At 46.9% G+C, this 19104-nt stretch carries 22 protein-coding genes; 5 read left to right on the forward strand and 17 right to left on the reverse strand.

The annotated features are described in order from the left end of the window. The first annotated feature begins 101 nt into the window (after window positions 1-101). Window positions 102-377 (forward strand): hypothetical protein, encoded by a 276-nt coding sequence (locus ACQ4W7_RS26860; protein WP_436534650.1) that lies wholly within the window; start codon window positions 102-104, stop codon window positions 375-377. A 50-nt stretch (window positions 378-427) separates the two neighbouring features. Here the strand turns inward: ACQ4W7_RS26860 and ACQ4W7_RS26865 are convergent, their stop codons facing one another. From ACQ4W7_RS26865 to ACQ4W7_RS26945, 17 genes are all read right to left on the reverse strand, one after another. Beyond that, entirely contained in the window at window positions 428-559 is a 132-nt protein-coding gene (locus ACQ4W7_RS26865) for a hypothetical protein (RefSeq protein WP_436534652.1), read from the reverse strand. Window positions 560-891: 332 nt separating this feature from the next. Further along, window positions 892-1275 carry a hypothetical protein gene (locus ACQ4W7_RS26870; protein WP_436534654.1) on the reverse strand — a complete coding sequence of 128 codons (384 nt, stop codon included), beginning with the start codon at window positions 1273-1275 and terminating at the stop codon, window positions 892-894. Window positions 1276-1451: 176 nt separating this feature from the next. After that, complete coding sequence (locus tag ACQ4W7_RS26875; protein ID WP_436534656.1) at window positions 1452-1745, reverse strand: hypothetical protein; 294 nt, start codon at window positions 1743-1745, stop codon at window positions 1452-1454. Between the two features lie 275 nt (window positions 1746-2020). After that, a complete protein-coding gene (locus ACQ4W7_RS26880; RefSeq protein ID WP_436534658.1) occupies window positions 2021-2464 on the reverse strand; it encodes a hypothetical protein in 444 nt (147 codons plus the stop codon). A 9-nt stretch (window positions 2465-2473) separates the two neighbouring features. After that, window positions 2474-2986 (reverse strand): hypothetical protein, encoded by a 513-nt coding sequence (locus ACQ4W7_RS26885; protein WP_436534660.1) that lies wholly within the window; start codon window positions 2984-2986, stop codon window positions 2474-2476. After that, entirely contained in the window at window positions 2961-4364 is a 1404-nt protein-coding gene (locus ACQ4W7_RS26890; RefSeq protein ID WP_436534662.1) for a TraB/TrbI/VirB10 family type IV secretion system protein, read from the reverse strand. Before ACQ4W7_RS26890 ends, ACQ4W7_RS26885 begins: the two co-directional genes overlap by 26 nt. Then, a complete protein-coding gene (locus tag ACQ4W7_RS26895) occupies window positions 4357-5199 on the reverse strand; it encodes a TrbG/VirB9 family P-type conjugative transfer protein (RefSeq protein ID WP_436534664.1) in 843 nt (280 codons plus the stop codon). The genes ACQ4W7_RS26890 and ACQ4W7_RS26895 overlap by 8 nt, the downstream gene beginning before the upstream one ends. A gap of 14 nt (window positions 5200-5213) precedes the next feature. Continuing rightward, window positions 5214-5996 (reverse strand): VirB8/TrbF family protein, encoded by a 783-nt coding sequence (locus ACQ4W7_RS26900; protein WP_436534666.1) that lies wholly within the window; start codon window positions 5994-5996, stop codon window positions 5214-5216. 15 nt (window positions 5997-6011) lie between these two features. Continuing rightward, complete coding sequence (locus ACQ4W7_RS26905; RefSeq protein ID WP_436534668.1) at window positions 6012-7013, reverse strand: type IV secretion system protein; 1002 nt, start codon at window positions 7011-7013, stop codon at window positions 6012-6014. Window positions 7014-7123: 110 nt separating this feature from the next. Then, entirely contained in the window at window positions 7124-7963 is an 840-nt protein-coding gene (locus ACQ4W7_RS26910) for a TrbJ/VirB5 family protein (protein ID WP_436534670.1), read from the reverse strand. Window positions 7964-7974: 11 nt separating this feature from the next. Then, window positions 7975-10572, reverse strand: coding sequence for a VirB4 family type IV secretion system protein (locus ACQ4W7_RS26915; protein WP_436534672.1), 2598 nt, complete (start codon window positions 10570-10572; stop codon window positions 7975-7977). Between the two features lie 93 nt (window positions 10573-10665). Continuing rightward, window positions 10666-11010: a hypothetical protein gene (locus tag ACQ4W7_RS26920; RefSeq protein WP_436534674.1), complete on the reverse strand. Its 345-nt coding sequence runs from the start codon at window positions 11008-11010 to the stop codon at window positions 10666-10668. A gap of 2 nt (window positions 11011-11012) precedes the next feature. After that, window positions 11013-11354, reverse strand: a complete 342-nt coding sequence (locus tag ACQ4W7_RS26925) for a hypothetical protein (protein ID WP_436534676.1) — start codon at window positions 11352-11354, stop codon at window positions 11013-11015. Between the two features lie 488 nt (window positions 11355-11842). Next, window positions 11843-12919 carry a TadA family conjugal transfer-associated ATPase gene (locus ACQ4W7_RS26930; protein ID WP_436534678.1) on the reverse strand — a complete coding sequence of 359 codons (1077 nt, stop codon included), beginning with the start codon at window positions 12917-12919 and terminating at the stop codon, window positions 11843-11845. Continuing rightward, window positions 12912-14828, reverse strand: coding sequence for a type IV secretory system conjugative DNA transfer family protein (locus ACQ4W7_RS26935; RefSeq protein WP_436534680.1), 1917 nt, complete (start codon window positions 14826-14828; stop codon window positions 12912-12914). Before ACQ4W7_RS26935 ends, ACQ4W7_RS26930 begins: the two co-directional genes overlap by 8 nt. Window positions 14829-14886: 58 nt before the next feature. Then, entirely contained in the window at window positions 14887-15099 is a 213-nt protein-coding gene (locus ACQ4W7_RS26940; protein WP_436534682.1) for a hypothetical protein, read from the reverse strand. Then, on the reverse strand, window positions 15086-15790 hold the full coding sequence (locus ACQ4W7_RS26945) for a hypothetical protein (protein WP_436534684.1): 705 nt from the start codon (window positions 15788-15790) through the stop codon (window positions 15086-15088). The genes ACQ4W7_RS26940 and ACQ4W7_RS26945 overlap by 14 nt, the downstream gene beginning before the upstream one ends. 1350 nt (window positions 15791-17140) lie before the next feature. On the opposite strand from ACQ4W7_RS26945, the gene ACQ4W7_RS26950 reads away from it, so the two are divergent. The 4 genes from ACQ4W7_RS26950 to ACQ4W7_RS26965 all read left to right on the forward strand — a co-directional run. Then, window positions 17141-17467 (forward strand): hypothetical protein, encoded by a 327-nt coding sequence (locus tag ACQ4W7_RS26950; RefSeq protein ID WP_436534686.1) that lies wholly within the window; start codon window positions 17141-17143, stop codon window positions 17465-17467. Window positions 17468-18128: 661 nt separating this feature from the next. Continuing rightward, on the forward strand, window positions 18129-18599 hold the full coding sequence (locus ACQ4W7_RS26955) for a hypothetical protein (RefSeq protein WP_436534688.1): 471 nt from the start codon (window positions 18129-18131) through the stop codon (window positions 18597-18599). A gap of 167 nt (window positions 18600-18766) precedes the next feature. After that, entirely contained in the window at window positions 18767-18904 is a 138-nt protein-coding gene (locus ACQ4W7_RS26960) for a hypothetical protein (protein WP_436534690.1), read from the forward strand. Further along, window positions 18901-19104 (forward strand): hypothetical protein (locus ACQ4W7_RS26965; RefSeq protein ID WP_436534692.1); only part of this gene is annotated, 204 nt, incomplete at its 3' end. The genes ACQ4W7_RS26960 and ACQ4W7_RS26965, both read left to right, overlap by 4 nt.

The raw sequence follows: 19104 nt of genomic DNA on the forward strand, positions 1-19104 counted from the left end.
GGCCAGCTGGCCAGCATCATGGATCTGTTTTGTGAATGTCGTCCTGGGCGAGTCCGGTCCGGCCGTGTAGCCACCGGCCTGGCCGTCATCGAGCGCAGCGCTTGATCGCCAGCTGCAACACGCCGCAGCTGCCGGCGCCCACGGCGCTGGCCAGCTGGTCGACGGCACTACCTGATTTTGTGAATGCGGCCGCTGCGCGCCGGGGGCGCTCTGGCGCCACCAGCGCCCGCCAGCGCCGCCCCGGCCTGCAGGTGGACACTTTCCCCCGCCTCGATGCGCCGCGCCCGCCTGCAGCTGCTGGACGTGTCAGCGGCGCCGACCTGGTGCGCGCTCTCGCGCACCGGCCAGCTGGCCAGCATCATGGATCTGTTTTGTGAATGTCGTCCTGGGCGAGTCCGGTCCGGCCGTGTAGCCACCGGCCTGGCCGTCATCGAGCGCAGCGCTTGATCGCCAGCTGCAGCACGTCGCCGCTGCCGGCGCCCACGGCGCTGGCCAGCTGGTCGACGGCGCCACCTGAGTTTGTGAATGTGGGCGCTGCGCGCCGGGGTAAAAGCGTCAAGCTGCGCTGTGCCGGAAGAAATCGAGGGCGGTGGCGCCCCCCTGGTCCTGCAAAACCGGTTTTTCTAAGCATACCGATACGTCACCTGGATAGGCTGTGCCTCGAACCTGAGTCCGGGGGACTCAGGTTTGTGCCGGTAGCCCCCCGCCGCGGTAGCGGTGCGCGTAAGCGCAGGGGCGGTATCCCGGCACAGCACCTAGCCAGCCACAGACCGGCGAGAAGAGACGTTTTTTGGAATGTGTAGGAGGTGTGTGAGTTATAGAAAAAAACACGCCTAGAGGATTAGTCTAGGCGTTCGCATGATTCACACTATAGAGCGCGTCACAGTGCTATCAATCTGGTTGCTTCACAAGCGTTTGCGAATTCACCAAACTGGTTAAAACCTTATCAGACAGCGGCCGTACTACACAAGCCAACTTGGCCTCATAAGTACGCCAACTGCCATTGACGGGGGTAACATTAGTGAAAGTAACTTCCGTATTTTCCGGGAAAAACTTTCCACCATCTTTGACCATGGCCTCGGTAATTTGATCTACCGAAAACATGGACATAGGAATCAGAAAACGCCTTGAAAGCACACCTTTAACCCCTCTGGTCTCTTTCAAAACGACACTCTGCTCCGCCACCGTTCGTCCATCAGTTGCGTAGACAGTACGAATGCCTTCAACTGTGATAACGCCTTTGGCTGTTGCTGTAGATGCATTATTTTGTGCCATGATGATTCCCCTTAGAATTTAATAACTCAAAAGAGATAGCTAAAATACTGTATCCCGTTGGGATAGCAGTAGAACCACTATCCCAACTAGCGACAATCGCAAGTTGCCGATAGTATGCCTCAAGATCATAAAAAAAGCTCGCTAAGCGAGCTTTTTTTATGATCTTTCAATGTTGATTAATGCAATGTTGCCGCAGGTTTTTCCACCACATCAGGGGCGTATATTTTTACGTCACCAACCACATCCCGTAGCTCAGCACACAAAGCTTCAAGTTCCAGCGATGCAACCAAATTCCCTTCAACGGCAATCGGGCCATGTCCCACAGGAGTGAGTGCGCCAGGCGTTGTAAAAAATACGAATGGCACAAAGTAACCGTTCAGGCGATTGATGCTCAAGTGCATGACGCCTTCGGTATGCAGTAGATCGCTGATGCCTGCAAAAGTGATATGTTTTTTGTTCATGGCATGCATGTTGCTCTCCTAAATTTTGCTAAGTAAATGTGCATTGGTAATCCGATTCGGGTCTAAAAAATACTCTTTTCTATCGGTGTCCTTAACCAGCAATTTTTCACTGACACCAAGGACAAGGATGATTCGCTGCCCTCCGTTCATCGTGCCCCCACTATCAGGTATTACTATGTCTTGCATTCTTACAATGTATGTTCGATTGACAATGAAATCCGTTACCTGCATTCATACCTCTACCAGTTGAAAATCTTTAGCGCGCCAAAGTTTTGCGCGAAGCATTATTCGCTCATACCTTCCATAAACTCGAAGGAAATAAGCTTGTTCGCTCTGTCAATCACCAGGACAGTATCTTCACCGGCGATTTGCAGAAGCGCATCTTCAATGGTTTTCAAACTGTCATCCCGATCCTGGGCCAGCAATGGCCTGGACAAAATTCGCCGGGCTTCATCGGGCGAATCAGGATTCAGCACCAGTTTGTAGTTTGTTGCTTCCAGCAAATATTGCGTTGCCTGTTGGATGTTCTTCACATTGGCAGGAAAACGCATGATGACGCGCAGACGAAGATTATCAAACGGGGCCTTAGCCTTCACCGTTATCAGTTGCATTGGCGTCGTTGTCACTGGCTGTAGCCCGTCTTGCGCAACCAGGGGCTGCGCTGCATGGCAATAATTTGCAAAACCTAAAAGTACAACGAACACGGCCGACAAAGAAATTTTGATCATGGGTTGAACTCAATTATTCACGTAAAAAAACGAAGCCGACACTGCTAGCACTCCGGCAAAACCGAACGACAACCACAATGGCACATAACGCTTCACCTGCGCTGCCTTCCAGCGGTAGGCTGGCGCACAAGCAACTAGTAACACAACACAGTAGGGGCCGACTACGCCATTCATCATGCTGCCACGCCCCATAAGCACGAGAAGAATACCCCAGACACCAATAAATCCGCAGAGTGGTAACGTAATGAATTTACGAGCGTCAGTCTTACTCATTTCAAAGAAAGCAGCGTCGGTTTCATTGGTCAGTAGCAAAATCAAGCCAGTGGACATAACAACAACAATAGGCATTACGATATACATACCAAGAACGCTACTGACCACAATCGGCAAACTTGCCAGAACGAACGGAAATACACTCTGCCGGATTTTCTGTGGCAACCGTGCGTAACGTGTGATGCACCACTGTTCGCAAGTCAGAAAAATCGTGAGGATACGATCAACGGCGTTTGTAGTGCGCTTCATCAGCAGACTCCCAAGCGGTAATGTAAATATCATCCTCAACAAAAATCTTAATGGGCATACCTGGCGGGATGGTTTGGGTAGGAACAATGTTCAGATATTTTTCTGCGTAGCTTCGGCCAATATCCCTACTTTTCCCGGTAGCCTCTTTGACAAATGCATCACGCGATGAATTTGGTTCAGCCCCATATGAATTCATAGATGGACCCAAACCAATTAACGCATAGGCGCCAACACCCATGAATTGGGCAAGGAAATGGCGGTCAACCTCGCCCTTCAATGCTGCAACGCCTGCAGCATCCATCCCCGCAGTGTGTCGAAAATCAATCCTCTTGCCATCTGGTCGAATTAGCCACAACGGGGTAGAACCCATACGATTTTGAATAGATTCATTTACCCCCGTAGCTCGAAATGACTTGCCCGTAATCTTGGAACCGGCAGGAATAAGGACGTGCTCTAACGTGATGTCATACACAGGCCTGGCGATCACCCCCCACCAATTCCCCACATAATCACTTATCATTTCCATATCTGTTATGGCACTGATAATAGAGCCAGTAGGCAAGATGTGTTCACCTGGCTTTGGACCGGCATTGATCGGGTCACGAGCTGCCCGATTACTTGCAAGCTCACCAAATGAAGAATCTTGTGATGCTTGTGGTGCCGACTTAGATCCGTTTGTAGCTACAGCAATTCCACTTGGAGAACCACCAAAGGCCGCACCTGGGGAGACGCCAGCACGCGCCATAATTTCCGGGGGTAAAACTATGCCATTGGCCTTCGCACGGGCAAGCAATTCTTGCTTGCGTTGTTCAATTTGGCCCGGAACGGCGGCCAATTTGGCCATCTGCTCGTCTACACGACCAATTTCAGATTGACTACTATCAGGCGCAGAACCAGTTGGTCGACTGGTTCCCCGTGAGACTCCGCCCATACCGGCTCGGGCTGCGTCCAGTACCCGTTTCCGTTCTGCCAGATAGTAAGTATCGGCCACTTCGGCAGCTGTCTGCTTTGCCTTTTCATCAGGGGATGCAGGAACATTGTCTGCACCAGTAATATGCTCAAGCAAGCCGTTTTGCCGTTGCGTCGCATCTTCCGTATTCCTTGCTTCAGCGGTCTCGCCCGCAGCTTGACGCTGCTGCTGTGCAAAATCACTTAACCGGCCACCGGCACCCACTCGCTCCGGCGCCTCTTTATGCTCTTCGGCAGTTTCTTCCTTCACCTTCCTTGCATCCTGAGTGCGCATGTTTGCGACACTTTGAATAACCAGCCCGACAACGACAACCACAACTAAAGAGATCGCCACGATGCGACTTTTTTTTGTATGCCCTGTAGGAGCCTCATCAGGCGCTGCAGGTTTTTTTTCAGTATCTTCAGCCATTATTTCCCCGACGTGTAATTGTCACTTCGGAGTCGCCAGCGCGCAAAATGAATTTTGGATAGATGCCCGCGATCTTATATTCACGTTTTGCGGCATCGTAGGATTTTTCCAGAACTTCAGGCGTACCATCAATTTCAGCCAATACGGACATGATGCCGCGACTATCGGATTTAAGACGAATATAGGTAAATCGGCCATCATCCTGGACAGATTCGACTGCACTTGTAGCAAACCAACCCGCGCCGGTTGTCCAATCGTAATTGGAAAAAAGCGTAGCACGGTACGTCTTTACTGCCGCTTGAGCGATACGCTTTCCTTCAGCATTAGCCTGAGCATTGGCCTGCGCGGCTTCCACTGATGCCCGCGCAAGCTGCTGTTGCAAGACGGCCACCTTGGCGTCTTGCTCACTATCCTTGGTATCCCAATTGCCTTTCCGGATAAAATCCCCATTGGTCTTAATCATGATGCAGTGCGAGACCATGCCTTTAACACGCGTGACGTTGAACTCATAGGCATTCCCGCTATTGCCGATTGCCGTCACCGTCGTTTCAGCGCCTTCTGGCTCCTTCGTGGTAGGCTGCAAGAACACATGATTTTTGACAAAATCCTGCTGCCATAATTCCTTCGTACCCCAAATCACATCCAGTGCTTCTTCGGGCAAAGTGATGTGCGTCTGCTTGAACATCTGAGCGTCGATCTGAATAATATCTCCTGGCTTCCAAGAGTAGGTCTTGCAGCGATTCGAAGTAGCGTCAGCACCCATACTATTTCCACTAGCACCAAGCAAAAAGCAAGTTACCAGCAGAGGGGTTTTTAGTACATTGTTCATTTTCATTGGGCTCTCATTTGTTAGTGCAACTTTTTACATTCTTGATCACTGACAGCAGTACCATCATCACGAATCGTACTTCTGATAATTTCTTGGCCTAGTGGGTTGTACCGTAACTCTTCCCGGCGATTTACAATTTCTTCTTTAGGTCTAAATGTCCAAATTAAGGTAATGATTTTATTTTCACAACCTGTTATGCGCCCTGCTTTGTCCCTGGTCTGCTGAGTTGAAAATATCAAAGTATTGTATTGACTGCGGCTCTTACTTCCAGGAACTAAATCTTTGTCGATTGATTGCACATCACGAATGATGTTTGTAACTTGACCGCATTCTTTACACTCGACAAAATCAGCTGCCACTTTTGCTGCTTTTTCGTTGTCCATGAAATCTGTTTGCAGTTCAGGTGACATCATCAATTTTGCAAAACCATAATCCGTGCTGATAGTTTCTCGTCGTTTCGAATATCGCTTCTCGGCAAATTCGGACAGTTTAGATTCAACTGTTCTTTCAAAAAATTGAATTGGCTTTTCTGAATCCTCGTATTCAACCACATAAGTACCATTGGGTGACAACTTCACAAACTGGACACGAACATTTTCAGCAAAGCGTTTATCTGCCTTATACCATCCAAAAGCCATAAAACACGACAATGCAAGACTTACGACTGCCACATAAAACCATTTGTTGCCATCGGCTTTGGCCGCAGCGATAGTATTAGTCGAACGAGATTGCTTAAGTAGTTTTTGCGCATCCTGGGGAACCAACCCTCCAGGTTGAATAGGTCGTTTCTTCAAATTCATCATCAATTTCACTTAGAGTTAAAGCATTATTTTTGCGGCCATTCGTGCAGCGCCCTGCACCGCAGAACCCATACCGCCACCACCCGCACCGGAAACAATTGTTGCAGCAAATTTACCTGTACTGAACAATGAAAGTAAGCCAACCAACATAAAAGTAAGTACGCCGATAGTCTCAAACATAGACGTCATGGCGGGCATTTGGATGGGAGGTAAAGGCCCGATTGACATGGGAATCGGCAATCCAAAATACAAAGCTAAGGAGCAGCCCACAAGAACAACATTTAAGCGGGCAATGATGTAATAAATAATAAACCCGAAAAAAAATCTGAGCCATCCATCAAACAAGAAAGAAAGGCGCTCATATAAGAGGAATGGCACAAACATCAGTCCAATCAATTTTGCCAGGGTGAAGCCCCAAAATCCCCACATCACAGAAATATAGGAGAGCGCGCTGAGTAAAACCATGGCCACGGTCAATATGATGATATTCAAACCAACAACAAAAGCTTTTAACGGATTGAAAATCATCTTGCTAAATTCACCCATGGATATGCTTTTAAGAATATTGCCGATATACTGTGGCGCAAAAAAGGCATCCTTTGTGCCAATCATTCCATTCTGCAATGCTCCCGCAACACCTTCAGCGACTCCCCAACATGCATTTACCCAAGTGCTGAATGTGGTCATCAACACATTGACCATCAGAATAAGGATTACTTGGGTTATTACCTCTTCAACGCCCAATCCTCGCAGCGAGAATCTAAACATCGTCCACACAATTGTCAAAGTTACAAAAAGAATAAAAAGGGCTTGCACAAACCACTTGAATTCTGCATCTGCGATTGCGCCATCTGACAATCGCCCCACTCTTGCGATGAATCGCTCAAAACCCTGAATTACAGGGCCGCTGGCGCCTGGATCAGGCGCGGCGGCGAATGCACACGCGACTTGAAACAGATACAAAAAAATCCCCAACACAATGGCGATACGGATCTGTCTCGGAAGGTTATATATGCTCATTTTTACCGTAGGGTGAACGCAACTTAAGTACAGATTATAGAAAAATTAGTGAAATAATTCCATAATTATTTCACTAATTATTTGCGACATACTTTAGCGCGCCAAAGTTTTTATGGAATCATGTTTGCGCTAGCTCTTGGGGATTGCGCTTCGGCCCGCACCTTGCGCAGCCGCTCGATCTCCGCCTTACGATCACCCTCCCTTTCAGCCAGCTCCCGCAATTGCATTTCTTGTTGATTTTTCAGAATTGCTGCCTGGGTTTTCCCAAGGTCTTCTTGTTGCGCATAAGCAAGACTATTCTGCGCTGAGAGAAGCTGAATAGCGCCAACAGTGTTGTTATCTGCAAGGGTTGCCATTTGTTCGGCAACTGTATTGGCCTGGGTGGCGCGATCTTCCGCATTTTGTCGTGTCAATGCGACGTGCCGAATATCATCGGCAACACGCTCATATTGCATACGATCCAGCTGCGCACCACGCACCACGACTGATTCGTTAGAGTTCATGCCAATGCTTGTCAAATCCGCACTTATGCTTGCACTGGTGCGAGGCACGGAACCGATCGTCATCGTTGTAATATCCTCGGCATTTGTGTAATACGTCGCTGAGTGAGGATCTTGAGTATTCTGCTTATTGATGATCGACCGCCCAAAATCTCGCACATTATTAAGCAACTGCCGCTGTAGCCGTGACTGCACTTCTCGACGCAAATTTCCTGGGAGCTGCTGTAAGTTCTGCAGTTGCAATCGATAGTCTTTCAGCTGCTGCATAGTTCGGATGTTGGCATTGGCAATCTGCTCCAGCTGGTTCAACTCTTGAACAATAGCCTCCATCAGGCCCGCAGCGTCAAAAACGGCCCATTGTGCATGCGCCGGCACCGAAGTTGCCAAACCGGATAAAATTGCAATCGCTCCAGCCAATTTTCGAGGGGAAGTCAGGTAAGTTTTAAACATCGTATTTCCTTTCATTTTTGTGCCTGCTGAGTTAAAGAGATAATGTCATCTTCTGGATCACGAATAAGAACGGGCGTTAATTCTTGAATTGCTAATTTCATACCTATTTCAAAACCATGCTCCTTTATTAAAGCATCGCGCAATGATGCTTCACGAGGATGTGATGTATTTGCCACCCGCTGGGCTGGCTCAACATCGATAATGACAACCTTACTTATCCCCAATTCTGGCTGAATAATATACGCCTCCTTTTGTGGTGTTAAAGATCGAATTGCATCACACTCCCCTTTTGTTAAGAATGGAAATGCCTCTCGATACACCCTTGAGTCCATTTCAGGATCGGAAAAGAAGAAGAATGTGGTGGCCGCACTTCGCAATGCAGGCCACCCCTCCAACTTCATTAACTCAACCGGAGATTGCGTCCATAATTGAACCATTGCAAACCACTTACCCCACGTTCTAACCCATGTCACAAGCTTTTCAGGAAAGCCTGGAAGGGAGAGCGGTAAGTGACACTCATCAATATCCAACACTTTCGGCACGTGCCTGAGTGCTTCACTTTCAAATGAGCTTGTAATGCGGTAAATAATGTCAGCCAAAACTGGCTTCAAAAGTTTTGGCTTATCTTTCAATGCCTGTAAATTAAATACACCAACCTTTTTATCCAATTTCCCAATTGCGTCAATTTCATTGTCGAATAAGTACGCATACCATCCGGCACCACTAGATGCCACTCCTGGATCAGCATGTATCCAGCGAGCAAATTTGACCTTTAATTTTTCCGGCATATGATGAATAAGCGAAGAAAGCGTTTGCATGTGTACAGGCAAGCGCATGGTGCTATCGATGGCGCGATCTAATGGCCCCTGCTCATCTTCCGTAATGGATTGATAAGCCGCCGCATCATTTGCTTCCAAGAACAATTGGAGTAAATTGGATAGATGAATTTTGAAAGCGACATCATCCGGCCCCTTGCAGCTGGCGAATGGATTGGAGCCTGTCTCTGATCCCTCACTTGCTCTAAAAATCCCTCCATCCTTGCCAAAAATTCCTGCGATTGGCTCTGTACCAGGATCGATATCAACGGCGCGATACAATCCGCCATACTTTTGCTGATGTGTAGCAAAAGTGTTCTTCAAGAATGTCTTACCCTTGCGGATAGGACCAATGCCAATAACCATTGCCCGGCCGTTAACATACGGGCTGTAGTAGAACGGCGTGCCGTCCTTTGACTGCAGAACATAAGCCGCCTCTTCGTTGCCCATATCGGCAATGACATTTTGCCCCATCGAGGACTGACATAAAAATGAAGCGGCTGCATGCTGAGACGATGTTAGATATAGATCCCGCTGGCTCATGCGCCCTTGGCCAGGCTGAAGTGCAGCAAATGCGCTCTGGATCGATACACTTTCCCAAGTGATATTGATGTTCGCATTGCCAAGAGCCCCGCTCATAGCCAATGCTGTATTGCGAATTTCCGCAGGTTTTTCACCAAACACTACGACAACGGAATTGCCGATTCCCCATGCATCAGGAATACTTTCGGCTATCCCCAATTCCTCAAGCTTGGCCTTAATTGCCGGCTTCATTCCAGCATCACGCTCTAGAGCACTTTGGTTCTCGTCACCCTTCATGATCTTAAAAAAACTCAAAGATGATCGCTCTAACTCGTTGGTTTTGCTCGAAAAGAGGCTCTGTTTGTTAAATTCCGAAAGAGGGCGCCAGCGTGTCATCAAGATGAAATTACCACTCATGCGCATAGGTGACTTCTCGTGCGCCGCCCAAAGACCTGGCTGCATCTTGCCGCGGGCCTGTGCGAAGCGCCGGACTGATCCGATTTTTGCATACCGCGTTGTCACGCCAGCAAACTTCATCACTTCCATCTGATCGACCTGGACATTCGTTATGTCGCCAGACGAAACATAGATATCAAGATCCTCTTCGGGAATAGCTTCTACCAACCCGCGTTCCAATGCTGCCGGGTCCATTCCGCCGAGGAATTTCATGTGCGCCCAAATTTCCTGCATCGAGAGCTGTCGTGCGCCAAAAAGACCACCCCATTTCGCAACCACCTCACTTATCGCACCTTGAAGTTGAGCTCCCATGCGATCAAGTTGTTCCATTTCAATCAAAAACATTTTGTTGGGAGAAATGGAATTTTTCAAAATCAAACGACTTTTTTTATCAAAAATAGCTGTACCCAAATTCTTCAAGGTAGAAGCTAAATTAGGCTTATTTAAATTATCGTCTGGATCTATTTCGAAGTAATGAATGATCCTCGACGTTGAGAGTGTCTTACTGTTTAGGTAATCCATCCTACTCTTAGAGAGAGTGTCGGAAACTGGATCAATACGTGGACGCAATTGAATCTGCGCACCATCAAAACGCGTGAAGTATTCGGTAATAGTGATGCTTCTATGCAATTTATTATAAATACTTTGAGATATTGCACATAAAGCCGCATGATCTTCATGACTGAAGCCGCCTGGATCGCGGCCGGTTAATTCGACAGCACCAATAAGTGCAGAATTTTTTGTAAGTGCCAATAGATTATTGAATGGCTCAATAATCCCGAAAAATTCAGCTGCGGCTTCTAACTGTTCTGACACAACAATCTCCAAAAAATAAAATCGGGTAAATCTTTAGCGTGCCAAAGATTTACCCGAGTGATGATGCACATGAAGAGGAGGGCAGGGCGCTTACTAGCCTCCGAAAGACGCCACCCACGTACTAACGTTGATCACGACAAGCCCTGCGGTCACAACGCGAACCAGCGGGCCGATAATGCCGTCCTTCGGCGCATACGACCAAGCCAGGAACGCCAGAATGATTGCGACAACAACCGCTGCAATGCCGAATGGCCCGCCGACGAAATCGATGAAGTTTTGAATCCACGTCCGCATCAGTCCGAACGCCGACCCACCACCATTACCGATCGAAGGTGGGCCAGCGTATGCGCAGCTACTGAACCCGGCAAGCATAGCCAGGAGCAAATTTGCAGCAACCGTTTTTCTAGCTGCCTCGACTTTTTTAATTTTTTGAAACATGATCATCCCTTTTTGTTAATGAAATAAATCTTCCTGCCCTTGTTGATACCTCCAGACCATTTATCCTTCCGCTTGTTTAAAGCGGCATCGATCCAACCCTGCATAGCGGTAGGATCGTCCCGATGAATGGTGTACATCGAAGTAAAATAGATGGTCCCAAACAAAACACCCGTGTACCAGGGCAGCATGAGTGTGAAAGCAATACTCAGCGCCGCGCCACCATAAAAAATCTTGGTAGGCAGCCCATAAGCCATGTCCTCGTCATTCATGACCGAAACGTTTCTTAACGAATCAGTCGAAAGCCCCTGCTGATCCTCATCAACGTTAGTTGCCTTAATCGCCATAATTTTCTGTCAAGTCAGTTTCAACAATTGTTTTAGGGCAACAGTGTATCCCATGGGAACTATTTTTTGGACTCATTCTAGCAGATCAATAGTTATTTGCATAAAGAAATGGTGAGTTAATTATGCAAGTAAGTTAGACTTTCGTATCTCCACCATGTATAAAAGCAAGTTCATGACACGCCGAAGAAAAGTAGAAAAAAGTGAAACAGAAATTATGAGCAGGAACCACTCAAAAGTTGTTAGATCGTGGTCGACCACTCACTATCTTTCCGAGGAGCTAGAACAGGTTGCGAAGGACATAAAGTCAGCTAGCGGCGTTCACTGCGACCGCTCAAAGCTTCTGAACGCATTCACGGAGCTATTGATAGAGAATCGGCAAAATTTGACTCTGCCGAGCATCGTAGATGCGAGGACGTTGAAGGACGAATTGACGTTGATGATGAAGCGCGCGCCAAAGCCTCCACTTTAGCGCGCCAAACTTTTACCTGTTAGTGTTCAAGAATACCGTTGTTCCGTGCATGCTCGTAGAGGTACGGAGGTGTCGTCTCGTCAAACATTTTCTTGTGCACTCCCGCCTGATAGTCCCACTCAAATAACGAAACCAAAGCTCCGTTTTGAATTTCAGACACGCCGACGATACGTTGCCCGTGTCTATGTGTATTTTTTGCTTGGATGATTAAGTTGAAGTTCTCATAAATTTCGTATTTGATAGCATCGTATGGAATACGTGTGTCGGTTGAGAGGAGCATGTTTATAAGCCGTCTAAGCGCTTTTTCAGGGCTATTGGCATGGATGGTAGACAATACGCCCTCGTGGCCCGTATTAAGGGCTAGCATCAACGCTGTGGCGGCTTTAGGTTCCCGCACTTCACCCACAACGACGACGGCCAGCTCTTGTCGCAAAGTGTTCACCAGCAAACTTTCCATAGTAACAATGTCTTTGCCATCTGCTTCCTTGATAGATTTTTTAGCCGCTTCCATCATGACGATGTTGGGTTTTGAAATTTCAAGTTCAGCGGTATCTTCAATCACACCTATCCGGTCTCTGTCATCAGTTAAATTGGCCAGCGCATTAAGCAGGGTTGTTTTGCCGCTACCTGTTGCGCCACTGATTAAACAGGTGTACTTAGATTTGACCGCAAGCTGAAAGAATTCCAACATTTCTTGACTGAGCGCACCTTTCCCAACTAAGTCGGGTAGTGTGTACCTGACTTTAGGGAAAATTCGAATCGTCATGTTAGAGCCACGATGCGCTGTTGGATACAAGACAGCGTTGACTCGTGAGCCATCGGCCAGGCGCGCATCAGCAACTGGCGCTAAAGTCGCATCTATCGTCTGGCCGAGTCCATGAATCACCTGCGTGATACACGAGACAAGATTTTGCTCGCTTCCGAATGTGGCGTCGGTGGATTCCCACTTTCCTGACTTTCGGACCAGTATGCAATCGAAGCGATTGATTGCTATGGATGTAACCGTAGGATCTTTAAAGAAGTGCTGTATCGGCTGGATATAGTGCATAACCAAATTCCAGGACACACTACTTTTCTTATCTTTTTGATCAATCATTCTTGGCTTCCTCATGTGGAATTTTCACATCCACTTCTATATCTCGATTCGGTACAGTGTCGCCAGTCGAACTTTTCAAGTTCGGATTGGCGCGCATCTTCGGTTTTACGGCGGAATCAAAACGATTCGGCATTGTCTGCTCACCAGGGCCAGCCTCATCACCCGATGAATCGACCTCTTCAATCTGATCTTGCTCCGGCACCGTTTTTTTCTCCCACGGACATACCGATATGTCCACCGTTACCCAGCTGGTGAACATCACACGTGGCGAGCCACTTGGGACAAATAGAACTGAAACCATTGGACTCAAGTTCAAAAAGACATTCCTATGGAACATCGGAACTTCCTGTTTACTAAATGCACGCGTTTTATCCCATACTTCACCACCATAGGTATTCACCTTCGTTTTTTCATTATTGGCAACTCTGATAAATTTGGTTCCCGATATGGTTTCCCCCCATTTAGCCGTTATATCATCGCCAGCTTTATAGAGTGTTTTGATTTGGCAATTCACCTCAAAGCTCTTTGCCAAAGCCGCGCCATTAATTGTTTTATCTTCTAGATTTTGCAAATCGCTGATTGCTTGAGTAGCCAATAACAGGTTGACTCTAAACCCGGCAACGGTAGCCATACCATCTACAATTTCATTAGAAATCACAAATCGAATTTCATCAAAGAAACAGGTAACGTGCGTAGTACGCTGTGTAGACAACCGAATAACTTCCTGCATTAATTCGGAAATATATGTCCTCGTAGCGCGTTTTACAACGCCATCGGTAAGCGACCCTTTTACATAAACCACTGCATTGTTCAAAAGTGACTCTTCGATAGAGTGGCCTTTACGCTTTTTATTCGCTGTAAAAGTTGAAATTTGCGCCCACTCTTTGAGCCCGTCTCGTAATTCTGAAAGATCACCTTTCCCGATTACCTTGCCGCACGCTTCGAGCATGTCAGCAATCTTACCTTCTGGACAAGCTCTCAACAAATCATCAACAATGCCACGTTCCTTTGATTTATAAACGTCGGCGTTGGTGCCGCCCGGCTCAAGTCCAAATGTCGATAATATTCGGCTGCGGCGATCCCGTAGAACACCCCCCTTAAATGGATGCCAATAACCACGGCCGTCAGGGTTCAAATCCAGATATATAAATGGCCTTCCCTGACGCCTTGCCTCCTTCTCCATGATATAGGGTATATATTTATCACCCTTTGGATCAACCATCCATGCAGAATTTCCGAAACGAATAGACTGCTGCAAAATAATGCCAGCAGATACCCCCTTGCCGAACCGCGTAGGGCCGATAATTCCGGTATGGGTTTCTTCAAATGTCTTTCTATCGATGTATATTGGCAGATTCTGCTCATCCAATCCCATGAAATAAAAATCATCCTTATAGTAAATCTCTGGATCAAATGATTTCGACTCATATTTTTCAGCTTCTTCACGAGCATCCGAATATGAGTCTTCATGTTGATTAACACGCAAGCCACGGCGAAGATTGCTTATATACGGCAACAAATATCGATGCCATATGAAATTCTGCGCAACACCAGCTACTACCGCAGCTACTGGTAACGTCCAATATTTCCAGAACATCTCTGCTACCCAATCAAGAAATAATCGAGACGTATCATGACTATTTCCGGACGAAAGTAAACCGAATACTAAATATAAAAGTACCGGTGCCAACAGAACAAAAATCCCCAACCATGCAAGGCAAAGTTTTCTCGTCCAAATGAGAACAACATCAGAAAATTCATGATTTTCCTTATCAAACTCCAAAGGCAAAACATGAATTGTACATAGAATATAAACGACTACAGACAGCCAAATCCACCAAGATGGATCAGTCCAAGCCATTATCTTATCAAGATAAGAAAATGCCATGAAAGACAAATTCTTTAACATAAAATTTCCTCAAAAATTTAGGAGCAATAAATAGGATCTAGCAATATTTCGTAGATATTTATTTCCGCTGATTGGCCAATTCCTGCAATACCTCAAGCTTCTTGAGAGAGCTGCTTACATCCTTACGCAAAGCTTTTTCAAGTGCCTCATTTGGATCATAACTAACACCTAAGCCCTTTGCTTTTTTACGCACCTCATCGACCAAATCATGCAATTCACGCGTAATCTTGAAGGTAAATGTAAGTGTCTCTTTTTTGCTAACAATCGCCATTTTCAACTTCCTTTAGTAATTTACTGAGAAGCTTTCCTTTGTCAGGTAATCTACGAACATACCCCATTCCTTTTGGAATTTTTGGTATGTCGCCTACACCCGTCCGGGTCCACTCTGCCTTTATTAAATCTGAAAATTTCTTTACTTGTTCTCGAACCCCACCGAAGCCTGGGCTACGCCATATTGTATCAATCAATGTCTCCAAATGTTGAGTATGATGACGTCTAATTGAAAGTACAATTGAGTCTCGTAAGTCATCATATTGACGTGATGTGTAACGCCAAGTCCACGATGATTCTGAGTTGCCGGCTCTGATGTGTCTTACCAGTTCATAGCCACCAAATTCAATGCGTTTCTCAGTTGGGTTTAGCCACTTTTCATTACCTTGATGATGAGTAGGCCAGTTACCCGGGGTCAATAAAAGTATCCATGTACATTGCTGAATTCCGCCCGGAAAATACAGGAGCAGACGCGAACTCGCGTACCCTTTCTTCCGTTGTCGATGTGCAGTCAATTTGTTATCAAATGCACAGTAATTTAGATGTAATTTTGCAGAAAAATAGCCTACTTTGTTGATCGGAATCTGACCAAAAACATATCGATCGTATCCTAGACCAACTAGATCAGACACTCTTTGCATGAACACTGCTTTTTTGGTAATGATGAACGGATCTATGCTTAATTTTTTCATTCGGTTTGAAACCTAATATATAGAGAACCTAAGTTCTTGCAACTTAAAATAATAAGATTCCAGTATAACGGAACCCCTATGCTAAGATCAACCTAACGCCAGGGGTTCGTCACCCCCATTTGTATAACGTACATTCGGGGGCGCCAACCCCCGACCGTTATGCGCACAGGAAGCGGATGCTTCCGTACCCCACGTCGCCAACGTGGGCTACACCGATGAAGCGTGGTGCTTGTAACTAAGCTCGCCATGCTACAACGAGCGCTGGGGGGTGTAATTCCCCCCTTCGACTCACTCTATGGAATCAATCAATATTGGGCGACACGGACACGGACACCCTGGTGACAGGTGCATAGTTCCGGCCATTAACGAAGTGGTGTAAATCCACGGTTGGGGGTGCTCGCAAGGGTATTACCAACACCGAACGTGTGGGCTTCAGTACCGGCGTAATCCGGTAAGGGCATCGGGAGAAATCTTGGTTGCCTGGTACTTGGTGGCGCAAGCTGTCAAGATCGATGCATAGCTTAAGCATGTAGTTGTAACCCCGTCGATAGGCGAGGGTGCATTTCGGTAAGTAGCACGAAGGGATTGCTGCGGCTTCAGTCCGTATGTAAATCAGAAGGTGGAAGTTTGGCAAGTGAGTAGGGGAGCCTTTTTGGAATCTTTTGCCCCCGAAATCGAATTCCGCAAGGAATAGAAAGTCGAAAGACTAGCTTGTGAAATGAGCCTGGTTTCGTCGTGTTATGACGTTGATGGCTAACGTGGGAATCTCCGACTGTCAGACTGGTTGGCACCAGTTGTAGTTGATAAGGGAGAGAGAGACTAGCTAAGTAGTGTTTGAAAGTAGCGGCTCACTGATTACGGGTCGATATGAGTAACGAAAGGCTAGGTCGGTGGTATTTGTGCGCAGAACCAGGCTTGACAGCCTGGGACGCGTTGTATGGCGTAGTGCAGCATCTTGACCGATGTTGGTGGGGGGCTTGGCGGCCCCCCACACTTATTCAGAGTAGCGCTTAGGCGAAACTCTTTCCCGTTCGTGAATGTTGAACGGTTTTAAAACCAAAGGCTGTTTCAAGAAATTGAAACGTAGTTGCCGGATATAGCAGAGGAGGTTAGCAGTGCGTATTAACGATGCAAGGCCACCACTATGCCGGTTGTGGCCGCATTAAAATCTACATGCTCCTTTGTATTTCGTGGAGCATTAAGCAATAAGTTTATTTATTGCTGGCCACAATTTACCGTGGAATTTATTAGAGCGTTTTCGCTAGGCAACCAACGCCTGCATCTAAATAATGCAAATGTGGGTTTAAATGAAATGAAACAAATCAAACTTAACTTTAATATGGAAACCATATGACTGACGAAAATGAAAACGAGTTCTTAACTTCGCAAAGCACCTCTTCTTTGTCAAATGAAGGTTATGAGAAAGAATCAATTTACAAATTTGATGGGGTAGAGTTTATTAAACTCGATATCAACAAAGATGTAATTAAGGTTCCAATCACGCGTGAAGCTGATATGGCTTTGAAAGAAATTCGGAAAGTGGTATCTGCCGATATGGCAACACGACCGGATCTTTCCATCGTCGCATCAGCAGTTCTTATTCACGCGCTTAATCTTGACAACTTGTCGAGCATCGTTCGTTCTTACGGTGCAAGAGTGTATCAAGTTGAAGAGTAGTAGTGATTTACTCTTAATCCATGAGGCCATGTTTTATAAATTTAGGTCTGCAGTAGAAAGTTGGGTTAAGAGTGTAGTAGAGTAAAGGTAGTGTTTTTTAACGCTGTCTGTGTATGGATCGGGATTTCCCGGTCCATACAACTGATTGCCTTCCAAGCTGATGCTTGGAAGGCAGTCTTTCCTTACTGATAGGACTATTGTTATGATCCATCCACCTGGTATAATTTTGATTTTATTGAAGGAACAACCGGAGTATCTTCTTTTTGCAATTCTTGCTTCATTCATTTTCTCCACGTTGGTAGTGGCCGGAATATCATATTTTATTAAGTTCAAACAGCGTAGTAAGTTGGCGAAGTTGAATAGTAAGTATGTATCATCCAGGTTGACCGAGAGAAAAAACAAGATCCTCTGAGTTCCATGTTTCAATGTAGAGCATTCGTCGGAGGGGCAACTATAGCTCCTCCCTCGATAACATTTTTTACATAAAATCGGTACTGCTGTCGTGACGATACGTTGTAAAAAAAAATTTCACTAAAAAACTATCGAAATCTGTTGACTTCGCTATGCAATCATGTTCTAGTTACGCCGTGGTCTTCCGACAATCCTGCTACTGGTGGGGTCGATAGACCACCACCTGTAGCTCCCTTACAGGAGTTTTAAAATGCTTAACGAAAATACTAACGCTCGTATCGCTTTGTTCAACCGCCGCCCGCAGCAAGACGATAAGGAAGGTGTTTCCTATCCCTTGATGTTCGGCAGCATTGAAAATCGCGATTTCAAGATTAACGTTTCGGCTTTTCTGAAAACGAACAGCAGTACCCAGGCAAAGTTTCTCAGCCTGAGTATCCGGAACGAGAACGATGAACAGACTTTTTCGGGTACTTTGCACAGGAATAACAAACCTGGCAAAGAAGATACATACTACGGTTATATCTCGGAACAATTCGTCAATATCGAAAACGGCGAAAACGTCTACTCGACAAGTGAATGGCAACTGGGTATCGAAGCCAAGATTCTTGTTTCGGAAGGTACTGGTACGAAGTATATTGGCGGCAAGGTTTATCCGAAACGCGCCAAAACTGCTTCTGCTGCAACTTCCGAAAAGCCTGCTGCGGAAGAAATTGCGTTTTGATGTTTTAAAAAGGTGGCCTTTATAGGCAAACTCTCTGAAGCCAAAATCCTGAAAAGGATTTTGGCTTTATCTTTTTCTACGATACCTACGGCCGTTTCGATACGCCGCGCCGACCTGGTGCGCGCTTTCGCGCACCTGCCAGCTGGCCAGCACCATTGATCTGTTTTGTGAATGTCGCCCTGGACGGGCGCGTGGCCACCGGCCTGGCCGTCATCGAGCGGGGCTCGATCACCAGCTGCAGCACGCCGCCGCTGCCGGCGCCCACGGCGCTGGCCAGCTGGTCGACGGCGCCACCCGATTTGTGAATGCGGCCGCTGCGCGCTGGTGGCGCTCACGCGCCACCAGCGCCCGCCAGCGCCGCCCCGCCCTGCAGGTTAACCTTTCCCCCGCCTCGATGCGCCGCGCCCGCCTGCAGCTGCTGGACGTGCCAGCGGCGCCGACCTGGTGCGCGCTCTCGCGCACCGGCCAGCTCGCCAGCACCATGGATCTGTTTGTGAATTTGCCG

It is taken from the genome of Janthinobacterium algoris (genome assembly GCF_051380935.1).
Classification (GTDB): Bacteria; Pseudomonadota; Gammaproteobacteria; order Burkholderiales; family Burkholderiaceae_D; genus Janthinobacterium.